General features: G+C 68.2%; 11 protein-coding genes. 5 read left to right on the top strand and 6 right to left on the bottom strand.

Features of this window, described 5'->3' with window-relative positions:
• The coding region (locus ARTB_RS20860) for an NAD-dependent epimerase/dehydratase family protein (RefSeq protein WP_243182206.1) at positions 1–789 on the bottom strand (789 nt) is incomplete at its 3' end.
• A gap of 127 nt (positions 790–916) precedes the next feature.
• Positions 917–1,813 (bottom strand): MSMEG_6728 family protein, encoded by an 897-nt coding sequence (locus ARTB_RS20855; protein WP_243182205.1) that lies wholly within the window; start codon positions 1,811–1,813, stop codon positions 917–919.
• Positions 1,814–2,088: 275 nt separating this feature from the next.
• On the opposite strand from ARTB_RS20855, the gene ARTB_RS20850 reads away from it, so the two are divergent.
• A complete protein-coding gene (locus ARTB_RS20850; protein ID WP_243182204.1) occupies positions 2,089–2,616 on the top strand; it encodes a hypothetical protein in 528 nt (175 codons plus the stop codon).
• 104 nt (positions 2,617–2,720) lie between these two features.
• On the opposite strand, the gene ARTB_RS20845 is transcribed toward ARTB_RS20850, so the two are convergent.
• Together ARTB_RS20845 and ARTB_RS20840 are read right to left on the bottom strand one after the other, a co-directional pair.
• On the bottom strand, positions 2,721–3,371 hold the full coding sequence (locus ARTB_RS20845) for a transglycosylase family protein (protein WP_243182203.1): 651 nt from the start codon (positions 3,369–3,371) through the stop codon (positions 2,721–2,723).
• Between the two features lie 309 nt (positions 3,372–3,680).
• Positions 3,681–6,296 carry an excinuclease ABC subunit UvrA gene (locus ARTB_RS20840; RefSeq protein ID WP_243182202.1) on the bottom strand — a complete coding sequence of 872 codons (2,616 nt, stop codon included), beginning with the start codon at positions 6,294–6,296 and terminating at the stop codon, positions 3,681–3,683.
• A gap of 48 nt (positions 6,297–6,344) precedes the next feature.
• On the opposite strand from ARTB_RS20840, the gene ARTB_RS20835 reads away from it, so the two are divergent.
• Complete coding sequence (locus ARTB_RS20835) at positions 6,345–7,406, top strand: adenosine deaminase (RefSeq protein ID WP_243182201.1); 1,062 nt, start codon at positions 6,345–6,347, stop codon at positions 7,404–7,406.
• 89 nt (positions 7,407–7,495) lie between these two features.
• Here ARTB_RS20835 and ARTB_RS20830 read toward each other — a convergent pair whose 3' ends face one another.
• Positions 7,496–8,470, bottom strand: coding sequence for an aldo/keto reductase (locus tag ARTB_RS20830; protein ID WP_243182200.1), 975 nt, complete (start codon positions 8,468–8,470; stop codon positions 7,496–7,498).
• Between the two features lie 224 nt (positions 8,471–8,694).
• Here ARTB_RS20830 and ARTB_RS20825 point away from each other — a divergent pair, with 224 nt between their 5' ends.
• The 3 genes from ARTB_RS20825 (at position 8,695) to ARTB_RS20815 (ending at position 12,496) form a co-directional block, all read left to right on the top strand.
• Positions 8,695–10,428, top strand: coding sequence for a SulP family inorganic anion transporter (locus ARTB_RS20825; RefSeq protein ID WP_243182199.1), 1,734 nt, complete (start codon positions 8,695–8,697; stop codon positions 10,426–10,428).
• A gap of 163 nt (positions 10,429–10,591) precedes the next feature.
• The gene (locus tag ARTB_RS20820) at positions 10,592–11,497 is read left to right on the top strand and encodes a pullulanase X25 domain-containing protein (protein ID WP_243182198.1); all 906 of its coding nucleotides are present in this window, start codon (positions 10,592–10,594) and stop codon (positions 11,495–11,497) included.
• 201 nt (positions 11,498–11,698) lie between these two features.
• Positions 11,699–12,496, top strand: coding sequence for an alpha/beta fold hydrolase (locus tag ARTB_RS20815; protein ID WP_243182197.1), 798 nt, complete (start codon positions 11,699–11,701; stop codon positions 12,494–12,496).
• A gap of 304 nt (positions 12,497–12,800) precedes the next feature.
• On the opposite strand, the gene ARTB_RS20810 is transcribed toward ARTB_RS20815, so the two are convergent.
• On the bottom strand, positions 12,801–14,681 hold the full coding sequence (locus tag ARTB_RS20810) for an alpha-glucosidase (RefSeq protein ID WP_243182196.1): 1,881 nt from the start codon (positions 14,679–14,681) through the stop codon (positions 12,801–12,803).
• Between the last annotated feature and the right edge of the window lie 64 nt (positions 14,682–14,745).

The following is a 14,745-nucleotide window of genomic DNA, read 5'->3' as shown; positions in this document are numbered from 1 at the left end:
GGTGCCGCCCGCCGCCGCACCCGCGGCACCGCCCGCCGCCGCACCCGCCGCACGCGCGGCACCAGTGGACTCTGCCGCCGGCGCAGGGAGTCCCAGTTCCGCGGCCAGGAATTCCAGCACGTCGCCGAGTTCGGCCGGTTCATTGTCCACGCCCAGATAGACCGCCGCCGGAACCGTGCCCATGGTGCACAGATGGACGATCGCGGCGGCGGCGTCGTCGCGGTGGATCCGGTTGGTGAAACGCGACGCGGCAGGAATGACCGCGGTTCCGCCGCGCACCTGGTCGATCAATCGCGTCCTGCCGGGGCCGTAGATTCCGCCGAGCCGCAGCACTACGGGGGTGATGCCGGTGCCGCGCAGGCGGCTGTGGAGGAGTTCCTCTGCCTCGCGGATGATGCGGCCCGAGAACCCGGCGGGTTCCGGCGTCGTGCGTTCATCAATCCAGCCGCCGGCATCTCCGTAGACGGCGGTCGAGGACACAAACAGGACCCGGCGGACGTTTGCCCCGGAGGCGAGGACCGCGTCCAGGACGTTCGACAGCCCGTCCACGTAGGCGGCACGGTACGCCTCCTCGGTCGGGGAATCCGCGGCAATCGCGACGACGACGGCGGTGGTGTCCGCCGGCATGGGCGGCAGCTCAGCGGAGCCCAGGTCAGCGGCGACTCCCTCGATGGCGGCCGGTAGTTTCTCCGGCGAGCGGCGCCACCCCACCACGCGGTGGCCAGCCGCCGCGAAACGCAGCCCGGCCTCGGTGCCAAGATCGCCGCAACCGGCAAGCAGAACAGTCATGAAGCCAGTCTGCCAGCCTTCGGGAAGCGCCACGGGCAGGCTTGAGGAAATCTTGGATCTCCAAGTGCGGCTGAAGTATCCGACCCGACTCCCGGGCGCGCCCGGCGTCGTTCAGTGCGGCCCTTTGCTACCTCGCCGGGATCGGGAAGAAGGCCCGCGGGTCCTGCATCAGGGCAGGGTAATCGAAGGCGGAGCGGTCCACGATCTCGTCGACCTGGAAGTTGCGTGCGAACTGGCCATCAACCGTGATCGGGCGGCCCAGCACCTTGCCGACGGCGAACGCGGCGCCGTCGTTGACCGGGATGGCAACCACGGAGTTGCCGGGCAGGGTGGTGAACGCCTCTTCCTGCTGCTGGCGCTTGCGGGTGGGCTTCTTGACGAGCTGCTTCGGGGGCAGCTTGCGCACCTTGCCGGGACGGCGGGAGCCCGAGTCGGCATAGACGAACTGGTAGTCGTCGTCCGCGGGGGCCTTGCTGCGGCCAACCGGCGGCAGGCTGACAGTCTTCAGCTGCGCGGGCTCGGTGTCGCCCAGGGGCAGGCGCAGAACCCACATACGGTCCCCGGCCGGATCCTCGGGCACCAGCTCGTGCTTCGGTTCGGGCCAGATGTAGTCCAGATCCGGGTCCGTGCCGGGGAAAACCTCTGTGTAGAACCGCGGATCCTTGGCGATCAGCCGGGACCGGTGGCTGAGGTGGAAATCCGCGTTGCCAAGCCATGGCGGCATCGGGATCTTGGCGGCGTAGTCGGGGTGGGCTGCCTGCGGGGCGAACTCCATGATCTTCTCGCGCGTGGTGTCCTCGCCGCCGCGGGCCGTCCATTCATCCACCATGGCCAGGCCGTACATGGTCAGCGCAGGAACGTACCCCATCCACATCCGGATCGCCGGGTGCGACTGCCAGCCGTACTCCGGGATCACCAGCGCACGCAGGATCTGCAGCGCTTCGACGCGCTGCTTGCCGAGCCGCACACGGTCCAAAACCGCGGCGCTCTGCTGGAAATCGGGGAAGGGGAGGAAAGTCTGCATCTCTCCAGTTTGAGGCCCCGGACCAAATGCGCCAATTGCTGGCGCGCGGCGGTGAGGGTGCTCACATGACGGAACAGGGCAGACAAGCGTGCTGGAGAGCCGCTAAAATAACATGAACCACTCCCGCCGCCACGGAAGACACGCCCATGCCTTATTCAGCAGAACCATCTCTAGCAGAGCCTAAGTCAACGGAGCCCATTACTGCCTTGCCTTTTACAGCAGAGCCACCAACAGTAACTGATGCACCGGCGCCGTTCGTGCCCAAGTACGGGCAAATGCTCAGCCCCGACGCCCACGGAATAGTGGTGCTGGAGGAATTCACACTGGATCCGGTTGCCGCCCGCGACGAGCAGCGGGGGTTCCGCGCGGCCATGGCCGCCGTGGCCCTCACCATGCGGCGCCTGGTCGCCCTCCGCCTCTTCATCGCCGCAGTGGCGATCGCCAACCTGCCCCTGTTCCTGCTCTCGAGTGGCTGGGAGATCTACGTCATCTCACTGACCCTGGTGGTAGCCGTCCACGCCGCGGTGTCCTGGCTGAACCGCCACGAGCCCAGGATCAAGCAGCGCCGGATGCTGGAATTGCACCTGCACCGGGAGCGGAGCGCCAACTACCGCAAAGTCCGCGACGCCGTGAAGTACGTCATTGACGCCCCGGCCCGGATGAACGAAAGCCTTTACCTTGAGCTCCTCGCCGCGAAACGGGTGGCGCTGCATCTGGCCATGGGCACGGTGGCCCTGCTGGACACGAGCGACGACGCCACCTGGAAAGTGCGGATTATCCGCGAAATCCCACAGGCCGCCTGAGCCCCCACGGCTCACTGAAACACCACGACGCCGGAACGTCCCCTTGTGGGATCGCTCCGGCGTCGTGCTGTGTGTCGTGCTGTACGCCAAGTGCTGTAACCGCCCTAGGCGGGCAGCTGCAGCACTTGGCCCGGGAACACCAGATGGGGGTTGCTGATGGTCGCCGTGTTGGCGTCGGCCAGCGCGTGCCAGCCTCCGGCGATGTTGAGCTTCCCGGCGATCGTGCTCAGGGTTTCGCCGCTCCGGATGGTGTAGGTCTGGCCACTTACGGCTACCGGTGCAACGTGGCGGGGTGCCGGCACGGCTGCCTTGGGGGCGTACCTGGCGGGAGCCTTGGCTGCGACGGGAGTCGCGGCGGGCCGTTGCCATGTGGCCGCACTCTGCGGAGCCGCGGCGCCGCCGCGCAGTCCCAGCTTGGCCGCGCAGGCTGGCCACGCGCCCCAGCCCTGGCTGGCCTGCACTTTCTCGGCGACGGCGATCTGTTGCGCACGGCTGGCATTGGCCGGAGACCCCGTGCCGCCATGGGCCGCCCACGTGCTGGCGCTGAATTGCAGCCCGCCCGCGTATCCGTTTCCTGTGTTGGTGGCCCAATTCCCGCCACTTTCGCATTGGGCCAGCGAGTCCCACGTGGAGGCGGGGGCTGTGGTCGGTACGGCCGCGTTCGCGGCCGAGGCGGACAGGGCGACGCCTGCAATGGAGACGGCCGCAAAAGTGACGCCGCGGCGCGCGGCAGTGCCATAGGTTGATTTCTTCATAGTTCAGATGCTCCTGAGGTCCACCAGCGCTCGGTCCGTCCCCGGACGTTGTCGCGCCACTGCCCGCCCCTGACAATAGAGGTCATAGCGGTGTCTACCGGTCGGGCAGTATCTGGTGGTGGTAGCACCGGGCATGCAATACCCGGTTGCCGGGCATGGACACTAGGCTAGGTCAGCCCCGTGCCGTTATCAAGACGTTACTTTCCCTGCTTCTGCCGTTATCATCCGGCCCGCAGTGACGCCGACCCCGGCGACCCGCTGCCCGCAGTGACGCCGACGCCGACCCACGCGACCCGCTGCTCGCATGAATCAGCTTCCGAGCATTGCGGCCAGGTACGGAGCCGTCCGGCTCGCCGTGGAGCCCGCGACGGCGGCCGGGGTACCGATCGCCACGATCTCGCCGCCCGCGTCGCCACCGGCCGGGCCGAGATCGATCACCCAGTCCGCTGCGGCCGCCACATCCATGTCGTGTTCCACCACGATGACGGTGTTGCCGGCGTCCACGAGCCGGTGCAGTTGGGCCATGAGGAGCTGGACATCGGCCGGGTGCAGGCCGGTGGTGGGCTCGTCCAGCAGGTAGAGGGAGTGGCCGCGCTGGGCACGCTGCAGTTCGGTGGCGAGTTTGATGCGCTGGGCCTCGCCGCCGGAGAGCTCGGTGGCCGGCTGGCCGAGGCGGAGATAACCCAGGCCCACCTCGCGCAGTGTTTGCAGGCTGCGCGCCGCCGCCGGCACCCCTTCGAGGAACTCCGCGGCGGCATTGACCGTCAGGCCCAGCACCTCCGCCACGTTCTTGCCCTTGTACGTCACTTCAAGGGTTTCCGGGTTGTAGCGCGAGCCATGGCACTCGGGGCAAGGGCCGTAGCTGCCGGGCAGGAACAGCAGTTCGACGGCGACGAAGCCCTCGCCCTGGCAGGTCTCGCAGCGGCCGCCGGCAACGTTGAAGGAGAAGCGGCCGGCACCAAAGCCCCTCGCCCTGGCCTCGTCCGTGGCCGCGAACTCCTTGCGGACCGCATCGAAGAGGCCGGTATATGTGGCGAGGTTCGAACGCGGCGTGCGGCCGATCGGTTTCTGGTCCACCTTGACGAGCCGGTCCAGCTGGTCGAGGCCTGAGACCGGTCCGACACTGAGCGGCCCGGTGGACTCACCGGCGTCGGCCTCCAGGTCCTCGGGGGCCTTGGCAGCGTCCGGCTCCGGGTGCAGCCTGGCGCCGACCACCTCGGCCAGGACCTGGCTGACCAGGGTGGATTTGCCGGAGCCGGAGACGCCCGTGACCGCGGTCAGCACGCCGAGCGGGAAGTCGGCGTCGAGTTCGCGCAGGTTGTGGCGGCTGATGTCGCGCAGTTCCAGCCAGCCGGCAGGTTCCCGCCGGGTACCGCTGGCGGGGGAACCGCCGCCGTCGTCCGCGCTGTGGCGGGCGCCGCCGTCGTCCGAACCCGCCGAACCGTCCGGGAACAGGAACGGCCGGGTCACGGACGCGTCCACCTCGGCGAGGCCGGCCACGGGGCCGCTGTAGAGCACCTCGCCGCCGCCTTCACCGGCGCGGGGACCGACATCCACCAGCCAGTCGGCGCGGCGGACGATGTCCATGTTGTGCTCCACCACAAACACCGAGTTGCCGGAGGACTTGAGCTGGTCCAGGACTGCGAGGAGGGGCTCGGCGTCGGCGGGGTGCAGTCCGGCGGAGGGCTCGTCCAGCACGTAGATCACGCCGAACAGCCCGGAGCGGAGCTGGGTGGCGATCCGGAGCCGTTGCATTTCGCCGGGGGAGAGCGTGGGCGTGGACCGGCCCAGCGCCAGGTAGCCCAGGCCGAGGTCCAGCAGCACCGTGACGCGCTGCAGGAGGTCGCGGGTAATGGCGACGGCCACCTCGTTGCCCTCTCCGGAGGACTGCTTGCGGGACGCGGTGCCGGCCTCCGTGAGCTCGGTGGTGGGGCGGATGATGTCCGCCAGTTCGGTCATGGGGACGGCATTGAGCTCGGCGATGGTGTGCCCGGCGAAGGTGACGGCGAGCGCGGCCGGGGTCAGGCCGCTGCCGCTGCAGACCGGGCAAGGGCCGGTCTCCATGAAGCGCAGCACCTTCTCGCGCATGGTGGTGCTCTTGGAATCGGCGAGCGTATGCAGCACATAGCTTTTGGCGCTCCAGAACCGGCCCTTGTACGGCTTGGCCACGCGGTCGCGCTGGGGCGTCACCTCCACCACGGGCTGTTCCTCGGTGAACAGGATCCAGTCGCGGTCCTTTTTGGGCAGCTTCCGCCAGGGGGTGTCGACGTCGTGGCCCAGGTGGGTCAGGATGTCGCGCAGGTTCTTGCCCTGCCAGGCCCCGGGCCAGGCGGCGATGGCGCCGTCGCGGATGCTCAGCGCGGTGTCCGGGACCAGGGAGGACTCGGTGACGGTGTGCGCGATGCCGAGTCCGTGGCATTCGGGGCACGCGCCGGCGGCCGTGTTCGGCGAAAAAGCGTCCGAGTCCAGCGGGCCGGCGCCGTCCGGATAGCTGCCGGCGCGGGAGAAGAGCATGCGCAAAGAGTTGGACAGCGTGGTGAGGGTGCCCACCGTGGAGCGCGAACTCGGCGTCCCGCGGCGCTGCTGGAGCGCGACGGCGGGCGGCAGCCCGGTGATCATTTCCACCTTGGGGTTGTGGCCCTGCTGGATGAGCCGGCGGGCGTAGGGGGCCACGGATTCAAAGTAGCGGCGCTGCGCCTCGGCATAGATGGTGCCGAACGCGAGGGAGGACTTGCCCGAGCCGGAGACGCCGGTGAAGGCGACAATTGCGTCGCGGGGCACGTCTACGTCCACGTTGCGCAGGTTGTTCTCGCGGGCGCCGCGCACCCGGACAAAACCGTCCGACGGATTGCCGGGACCGAGATCAGGAATGAGGTCCCGGCCGGCCGGGCGCGGCAAATGGGAAGCATGCTGTTTACTTTGCATTGGTTCGACTCTATCCGCTCCGGGGAGCGCCGGGCATATCCTTACCGGATGGAAACACACGACGGCGATGCCCAGTTGACCGCGGAAGAGCCGGAAGAACCGGAAGAGCCGGAGGCCGGCGAACCCCTCCCGCTCCCGGTCGCCGAGCTGCACCTGCACATCGAGGGAACGCTGGAACCGGAGCTGATCTTCGCGCTGGCGGAACGCAACGGGATCGCACTGCCCTATGCGGACCTGGACGAATTGCGCTCGCGCTACGAGTTCACTGACCTGCAGTCCTTTTTGGACCTGTACTACGCCAACATGGCCGTGCTGCAGACGGAGCAGGACTTTGCCGACATGACCCGCGCCTACCTGGCCCGGGCGGCGCTCGCCGGGGTCCGGCACGCCGAGATCATGCTGGACCCGCAGGCCCACCTGTCCCGCGGGATACCGCTTCAGACGTGCGTCAACGGCGTGGCCTCGGTGCTGGCGGGATCCCGCGAAGAGTTCGGCATCTCCACCCTCCTGATCGCGGCCTTCCTGCGCGACCTCACCGAGGACTCGGCCCTCGAGGTGCTGGAGCAGCTGCTCGCCATGGACGCCCCGATCGCCGGCATCGGGCTCGATTCCGCCGAGGTGGGCAACCCGCCGGCCAAGTTCGAGCGGCTCTTCGCCCGGGCGAAGGACGCCGGCCTGCACCGGATCGCGCATGCCGGCGAGGAGGGCCCGCCGTCGTACATCATCGACGCGCTGGACCTCCTCGACGTGGAGCGGATCGATCACGGCATCCGCTGCATGGAGGACCCGGAGCTCGTGGAACGGCTCGTGGACGAGCTCATGCCACTGACCGTTTGCCCGCTGTCCAACGTCAGGCTCCGCGCGGTGGACACCCTGGCCGAGCACCCGTTGCCGTCGATGCTCGCGGCGGGTCTGAACGTCTGCGTGAACTCGGACGACCCGGCGTATTTCGGCGGGTACGTGGACGACAACTTCGCGCAGCTGAAATCGGTGATCGGCCTGTCTGAGTTCGACTGCGTCCGGATGGCTGCGAACTCGATCCGGTCCTCCTTCGCGAGCGAGGAACGCAAGGCCGAGCTGCTGGCCGAGCTCGCCGCGTCCGGACACTAACCACCCAAGCAACGCGGGGTCGCTACGCGCCCATCCGGAGGCCCCGGACGGGCCGTAAGTGACCCCGCGTTGGCTGTCGAACGGCCGGCTTAGACGTCGATCGAGTCCATGTGCGGGTACCGCGCTCCGGCCGCCACCCCGGCGGGAGCCAGTTCGTCCAGGCGGGTCAGGTCCTCGGCGGAGAGTTCGACGTCGGCAGCGCCCATGTTTTCCCGCAGCCGGTTGACCTTCTTGGTGCCGGGGATGGGAACGATGTGCTCGCCCTGGGCCAGCAGCCAGGCCAGTACCAGCTGCCCCGGGGTGCAGCCCTTCGCATCCGCGAGCTCCTTGACCCGGTCCACGAGCTGCAGGTTGCGGTCGAAGTTCTCGCCCTGGAAACGCGGGGAGTGCCGGCGGAAATCGTCTGCGGCAAAGTCCTCGGGGCTGCGGAACTGGCCGGTCAGGAATCCTCGGCCCAGCGGGCTGTAGGGCACAAATCCGATGCCGAGCTCGGCGAGGACCGGGAAGACCTTGGTCTCCGGTTCGCGCTCCCACAGCGAGTATTCGGTCTGCAGGGCGGTGATGGGGTGCACCGCGTGGGCCCGGCGCACGGTGTCGGCGCTGGCCTCGGACAGGCCAAGGTGCCGGACTTTGCCGGCCTGGACCAGCTCAGCCATGGCCCCGACGGTTTCCTCGATCGGGACGGTCTTGTCCACCCGGTGCTGGTAGTACAGGTCGATGTGGTCCACGCCCAGCCGCTGCAGGCTGGCATCGCAAGCGGCGCGCACGTAGTCGGGGGAGCCGTTGATGCCCACCCAGGATCCGTCGGGCCGCCGTTCGTTGCCGAATTTGGTGGCCAGGACGACGTCGTCGCGCCGGCCTGCGATGGCCCGGCCCACCAGCTCTTCGTTGGTGAAGGGGCCGTACATGTCAGCGGTGTCGAGCAGGCTTCCGCCGGCGTCGAGAAACGCCTGGATGGTGGCGATGGACTCATTGTCCTCGCCGTGGCCGTAGAACTCGCTCATGCCCATGCAGCCCAATCCCAGGGCTGAGACGGTGAGTGAACCAAGTGTGCGGGTTTCCATAGATATCTCCTCAACGGGAACGGTGGGACGCCCTGTCCGGCACCTGATCCGGCGCGTGTTCAGCGGCGGGACGGCGCGCAGTGGGCAGACCGCAACTTTAGGCCCATCGGCCCGGGGACACAACGGGAGCGCGTTGCCGGTTCCGCCGGGCGCACTGCGCCGGTCGACGCGGTTCACCCTTGCCGGGGGATGCGCGGGGCGGGGGCGGGCGGCAGAGTGCAGATATGACAAAGACCCGCGAGCGGCGCAAGGGCTGGCTGCGCCGGGCGGCGCCTGGATTCGATGCCGTCGCGACGTACCAAAAGGACTGGTTCGGCAAGGACATCGTCGCCGGGGTCGTCCTGACGACGTTGCTAGTTCCGCAGGGCATGGCCTATGCCGAGCTGGCCGGGCTGCCCCCAATCACCGGGCTGTACACCAGCATCCTCTGCCTGCTCGCCTACGCGGTCTTTGGCCCGTCCCGCATCCTGGTCCTGGGGCCCGACTCTGCACTCGGGCCCATGATCGCCGCGACGGTCCTGCCCCTTGTCGCGTCCGACGGCGACCCGCAGAAGGCGATCGCGCTCGCGTCGATGCTTGCCCTCATGGTCGGCGCCATCATGGTCTTGGCGTCCGTGGCCAAGCTCGGCTTCATCGCCGACCTCATCTCCAAGCCGACGATGATCGGCTACATGAACGGTCTCGCGATCACCATCCTGGTGGGCCAGCTCCCGAAGCTCTTCGGGTTCAAGATCGAAAGCGAAAACTTCATTGGTGACCTGGTCGGATTCGTCGAAGGCGTGGCCAATGGCGAGACGGTGGTCGCCGCGGCGGCGGTCGGCATCGGCGGGATTGTGCTGATACTGGTTCTGCAGCGGTGGCTGCCCAAGGTCCCTGCGGTACTCGTCATGGTGGTCGCCGCGATCGCGGCCACGGCGGTCTTCGATCTGGCCGCCAAGGGCGTCTCGCTGGTCGGGGAACTCCCGCGGGGCTTCCCGCCGTTCACCATTCCCCAGGTGGACTTCGCGGACCTCGGGCTGATGTTCGCCGGGGCCCTCGGTATTGCGCTGGTGTCCTTGACGGACACGATCTCGACGTCGACGGCGTTCGCCGCACGCACCGGGCAGGAAATCCGCGGCAACCAGGAGATGATCGGGATCGGTGCCGCGAACCTGGCCGCGGGCCTCTTCCAGGGCTTCCCGGTCAGCACCAGCGGATCCCGGACCGCCGTCGCTGAACGTTCCGGCTCGAAGTCGCAGCTCACGGGCGTGACGGGCGCCGTGCTGATCCTCCTCATGCTGGTGTTTTTGCCGGGGCTGTTCCGGAACCTGCCACAGCCGGCACTGGCGGCCGTGGTGATGACGGCGTCGATCTCCCTCGCCGACATTCCCGGAACGGTTCGGCTCTGGCACCAGAGGCGTACCGAGTTCTACCTGTGCATGGCCGCCTTCCTTGGGGTTGCGTTCCTGGGCGTCCTGCCCGGCATCGGCATTGCGGTGGGGCTGTCCATCCTGAACATCTTCCGCCGGGCGTGGTGGCCGTACGAGACCGTGATCGGGCGGGTGCCCGGCTATGAGGGGTTTCACGACATCCGCGTCCACCCGGACGCGAAGCACCTGCCCGGCCTGGTGATCTACCGGTGGGACGCCCCGTTGTTCTTCGCCAACGTCCGGCCGTTCCGCGACAACGTCCGGCACCTGGCACGAACGGAACCCAAACCGCGGTGGATCGTCATCGCGGCCGAGCCGATCACGGACGTTGACACCACCGCCGCGGACGTCTTGCTCGATCTGGATGTCGAACTGAACGCGCAGGGTATCTCCCTGGTGTTCGCCGAGGTCAAGCACAGGACCCGGGAGAAGATCGAAAAGTACGGATTGACCCGAGAAATCGAGCCGGAGCATTTCTATCCCACCACCGAAGCAGCGGTAGCCGCCTACATGGCCCAGACCGGCGCCCAATGGAGCGCAGAGGACTGACCTCTGGTTTTCTACTCGCGGGTAGGGCCGAGTTGGTCCTTCGTGCCCCCCGCTCTGGCCTGTCATAGTGGGTCACGACACACAGAGTTAACCGGATCCGCTCGCAAAAACTAACATTTCCTTGGCAAAATGCAGGTGGATCAATTGCTTCTAAAGGAGACCCATGGGCGCGAACACCGCGGAAAACACCAACCTTCGGCTAAAGGCCGTGCTGGATGTCCTGGCAGAGGAGGTATGGACCGGCGAGAAGCCGAACGCCGGAGCCGTACTGGGCGAGGCAATCGCACGGGTGCCCCTCAACGACCACGAACGCGAACTCCTCAGTGGCGGCATTCCCCGCGGCCACAAGACGCTGACCACCGCCACGGCCAAGTTGGTCAAAGCCGGCTGGCTGGTTAAGGGCCGCTCCGGCTGGTCCATCACCGACGACGGCCAGCGCGCCACGGTGGCCTTCGCCGATCCTGCCGCCTTCGCTGCAGCGCTCGACGCCGGCACTCCCGTTCCGGCGGGCACGCCGCTGCCGACTGCTCCGGTGGCAAAGCCGGAGAAGGCAGCAAAGACAGCAGCCACGCCGGCCGCCGCGGCCGAGGAGGCGCCGCCGACAACATCCAAGGTTGCCGGCAAGGCCGCCAAGCTCATCGAGGAGGCTGTTGCCCCGGTGGCCAAGGCGGTGCGCAAGCGCAAGCCCGCGGCGAAGGCTGCACAGCCCTCAGCAGCTCCGGCAGAAGCCCCGGCGGCGGCGGCCTCGGCTGTCAGCGTCGACACCATCGAACAGCCGGACGCCGTCGCGGTTGCCGGCGACTTCAGCATTCTGCTGGGCGCGCCCGCCAACTGGGCGCCGCAGTACGACGAAGTCCAGATGGAACTGGACCAGGTGGATCAGCTCTGGAAGATTGCCGCGGACATTCCTGCCGGCTTCTACTCGTTCAAGATCGCCCTGAACCGGTCCTGGGACGAAAACTACGGTGCGTTTGGCGTCTTCGACGGACCCAACCACGAAGTCCACCACGGCGGCGGCCTCCTGGTCATCCAGTACGATCACCGCACCCGGGACATCGTCCTGCCGTAGCACCGACGCGCAATCGACCTGCCGACGCGCAAATGACCCTGCGACACCCGAAAAATCGGGTGTCGCAGGGTCATTTGCGCGTCGCGGGCGGGTTTGCGCATCCTGAGCCTGCTCCTGAGTCCGCCCACCCTGAGTCCGCCCACCCTGAGTCCGCCCCGCCTGACCCTGCCGAGCGGCGGCGGCCCGACCTAGCATTGCCTCATGGAGACCGTCGAGGTTGCGGGCCTGCGCATCCGGTACCGGCGTGCGGGCCAGGGTCCGCCGCTGGTCCTGCTGCACGGCGCCTACGAAGACAGCCGCATCTGGCGGCGGCAGCTCGAGGATTTGTCGGCTGACTTCACGGTTTTCGCCTGGGATGCACCCGGGTGCGGCGGCTCGGACGATCCGCCGCCGGACTTCACCGGACAGGACCTCGGCGACGCCCTGGCAGGTTTTCTGCGGGAAGCGGTTCCCGGCCGGCCGCACGTCCTCGGGCTGTCCATGGGCTCCGGCATTGCACTGGAGCTCTACCGGGCACACCCGTCAGTGCCCGCGTCGCTGCTGCTGGTCTCGGCGTACGCCGGTTGGGCCGGATCTTTGCCGCCCGAGGAAGTCGAGCGCCGCTATGCGCAGGTGCTCGCCGAACTCGAGCAACCGGCGAAACGATTCATCCCCGTATGGCTGCCCACGCTGTTCACGGAACACGCTGATCCGGCGGCTGTGCAGGAAACCAGCGCCATCATGGCCGACTTCCACCCGGAAGGCATGCGGGCACTGCTGAACGCAAACGCCCACGCCGACTACCGCGACGTGCTGCCCACCATCGCGGTGCCCACCCTGCTGCTGTATGGCACGGACGACGTCCGCTCGCCGCAGAGCGTGGCCCGCGAGATGAACCGGTGGATCCCTGGCTCGACGCTGGTGATGATTCCCGACGTCGGGCACATGGCGGCCGTCGAAGCGCCGGCTGCCTTCAACGCCGCGGTACGCCGGTTCCTGCACGGACTCTCCGCGCGGTGACGCCCGCTAGAACCGGGTCGGGTCCGGCCGCGGCGGCACCGGGCCGGGATCCGGAATCGGGAGGGGGCCGGGCGGCGTCGGGAACGGCCCCGGTTCCGGTGACGGCGTGGGCGCGGGGCCGGGTACCGGCTCGGGCCCCGGAACCGGCGGCGGCGTGACCGGACCGGGTTCCGGCGGAAATGGGTCTCCGGGTTCGGGTGGCGGCGTCGTGGGGCCGGGTTCCGGCGGAAACGGATCGGGTCCGGGGGTTGGTGGAATAGTCATGTGTGGCTTCCTTTCGTGGGCTCGCGTTCAGGATCGTCGATCAGGCGCCGCGGCCCCGGCGCAACACCCGCAGTTCCCAGGGCCGCAGGCGCATCGCGCCCGTGGAAAGGCCGTCCCGGCCCGCACCCGCGGCTGAACCCGGGGCGGAGCCGCCGTCGGGGGCGTCGGCGTCGGATGGATAGTTGCCCAGGACCAGCTCCGCGTCACCCCAGGCCTCGTCCCCGAGGTCCGCGTCGCGCTCCTCGCCGGAGAAGTTGCCCAGCACCAGCAGCTCCGAAATCCCGGCGCCGTCTGACTGACTGTCCGAGGGACTGCCGGAAGAAACGTCTGAACCGGACCCAGCCAGCGCCCGGGTGAACGCGTAGACGTGCGGGTCATCCGGCAGCAGCATTGTGAAGTTCCCGTGCGAGACCACCGGTTCCGCATGCCGCAGCGCTATCACCTGGCGGTAGAAGCTGTAGACCGAATCCGGATCATCCACCTGGGCGGCGGCGTTGATGTGGTTGGCGTTCGGGTTCACTGCGATCCAGGGTGCCCCGGTGGTGAAGCCGGCATGCCGGGAGGCGTCCCACTGGACCGGGGTCCGCGCGTTGTCCCGGTTCAGCGGCGCGAGGGCGGCGAGGACCTCGGCGTCGGTGTGGCCCAGGTGCGTGGTGGCTTCGCGGTGGTGGTTGAGGACCTCGATGTCGCGGTAATCGCTGATCGCGCCGAACGTCATGTTGGTCATGCCCAGTTCTTCACCCTGGTAGACGTAGGGCGTGCCTCGGTGCAGGTGCAGGATGCCGGCCAGCATTTTGGCGGAGAGCTCGCGGTATCGGGGGCTGTCGTCGCCGAAGCGGGACACGGCGCGGGCCTGGTCGTGGTTGCCCCAGTACAGGCTGTTCCAGCCGGTCTCGGCCAGCCCGTCCTGCCAGCGGCCCAGGGTCTGCTTCAGCTCGGTGAGCAGGAGCTTCTTGGGCCTCCACTTGTCGCCTTCCTCCTGGTCCAGCGCCACGTGCTCGAACTGGAACACCATGTCCACCTCGGCCCGGGCGGGGTCGGTGTACAGAATGGCGTCGTCCACGGTCACGCCGGGCATTTCGCCGACGGTGAGCAGTTCGCCGGTGCGGTTCGCGAAGACTTCCCGGTGCATCTCCTGCAGGAACTCGTGCATGCGGGGGCCGTCGATGTAGAACGGGGAGCCGTCACCAAAGAGCTTGCCGTCGGCCACCGGGCCGTCCGGGAGCGAGGTGTCCTTGGAGATGAAGTTGATGACGTCCATCCGGAACCCGTCCACGCCCCGGTCCAGCCACCAGTTCATCATCTCGTAGACCGCCGCGCGGACCTCGGGATTCTCCCAGTTCAGGTCCGGCTGCTTCTTCGAAAAGATGTGCAGGTAGTACTCCCCGGTGGCCTGGTCGAACTCCCACGCGGGCCCGGAGAACGCCGAGCCCCAGTTGGTCGGCTCCGCCGCCGTGCGCCGTGGGGCGGCCCCGGCGTCGACGTCCCGCGGCGGCCGCCACCAGTACCAGTCGCGCTTCGGGCTCTCCTTCGAGGACCGGGATTCCACGAACCACGGGTGCTCGTCCGAGGTGTGGTTGACCACCAGGTCCATCACCAGCTTCATGCCGCGCGCGTGCAGCCCGTCGCTCAGTTCCCGGAGCTCCTTGAGGGTGCCGAACAGGGGGTCCACGTTCCGGTAGTCGCTGATGTCGTAGCCGTTGTCGTCCTGCGGCGAGGTGTAGATCGGGGAGAGCCAGACGACGTCGACCCCGAGCCGCTGGAGGTAGTCCAGCCTGCCGATGATGCCGCGGAGGTCGCCGATCCCGTCTCCGTTGGAGTCTGCAAAGCTGCGCGGATAGATCTGATAGACGACGGCGCGCTGGAACCAGTCGCCGGCAGCCGCCTTAGGTGTTTCCGCGGTGGCTTCTTCGACCGTCATGGGGACTCCTCAGCTGGTCCGGCAGACAATGGGCAGCGCGTTGCTGACCCGCCAACGTCTGATT

This window comes from Arthrobacter humicola (assembly GCF_022803015.1).
GTDB lineage: Bacteria > Actinomycetota > Actinomycetes > Actinomycetales > Micrococcaceae > Arthrobacter > Arthrobacter humicola_A.
The sequence above is the reverse complement of the archived record's forward strand: the minus strand, read 5'-3'. Positions and strand labels throughout refer to the sequence as shown.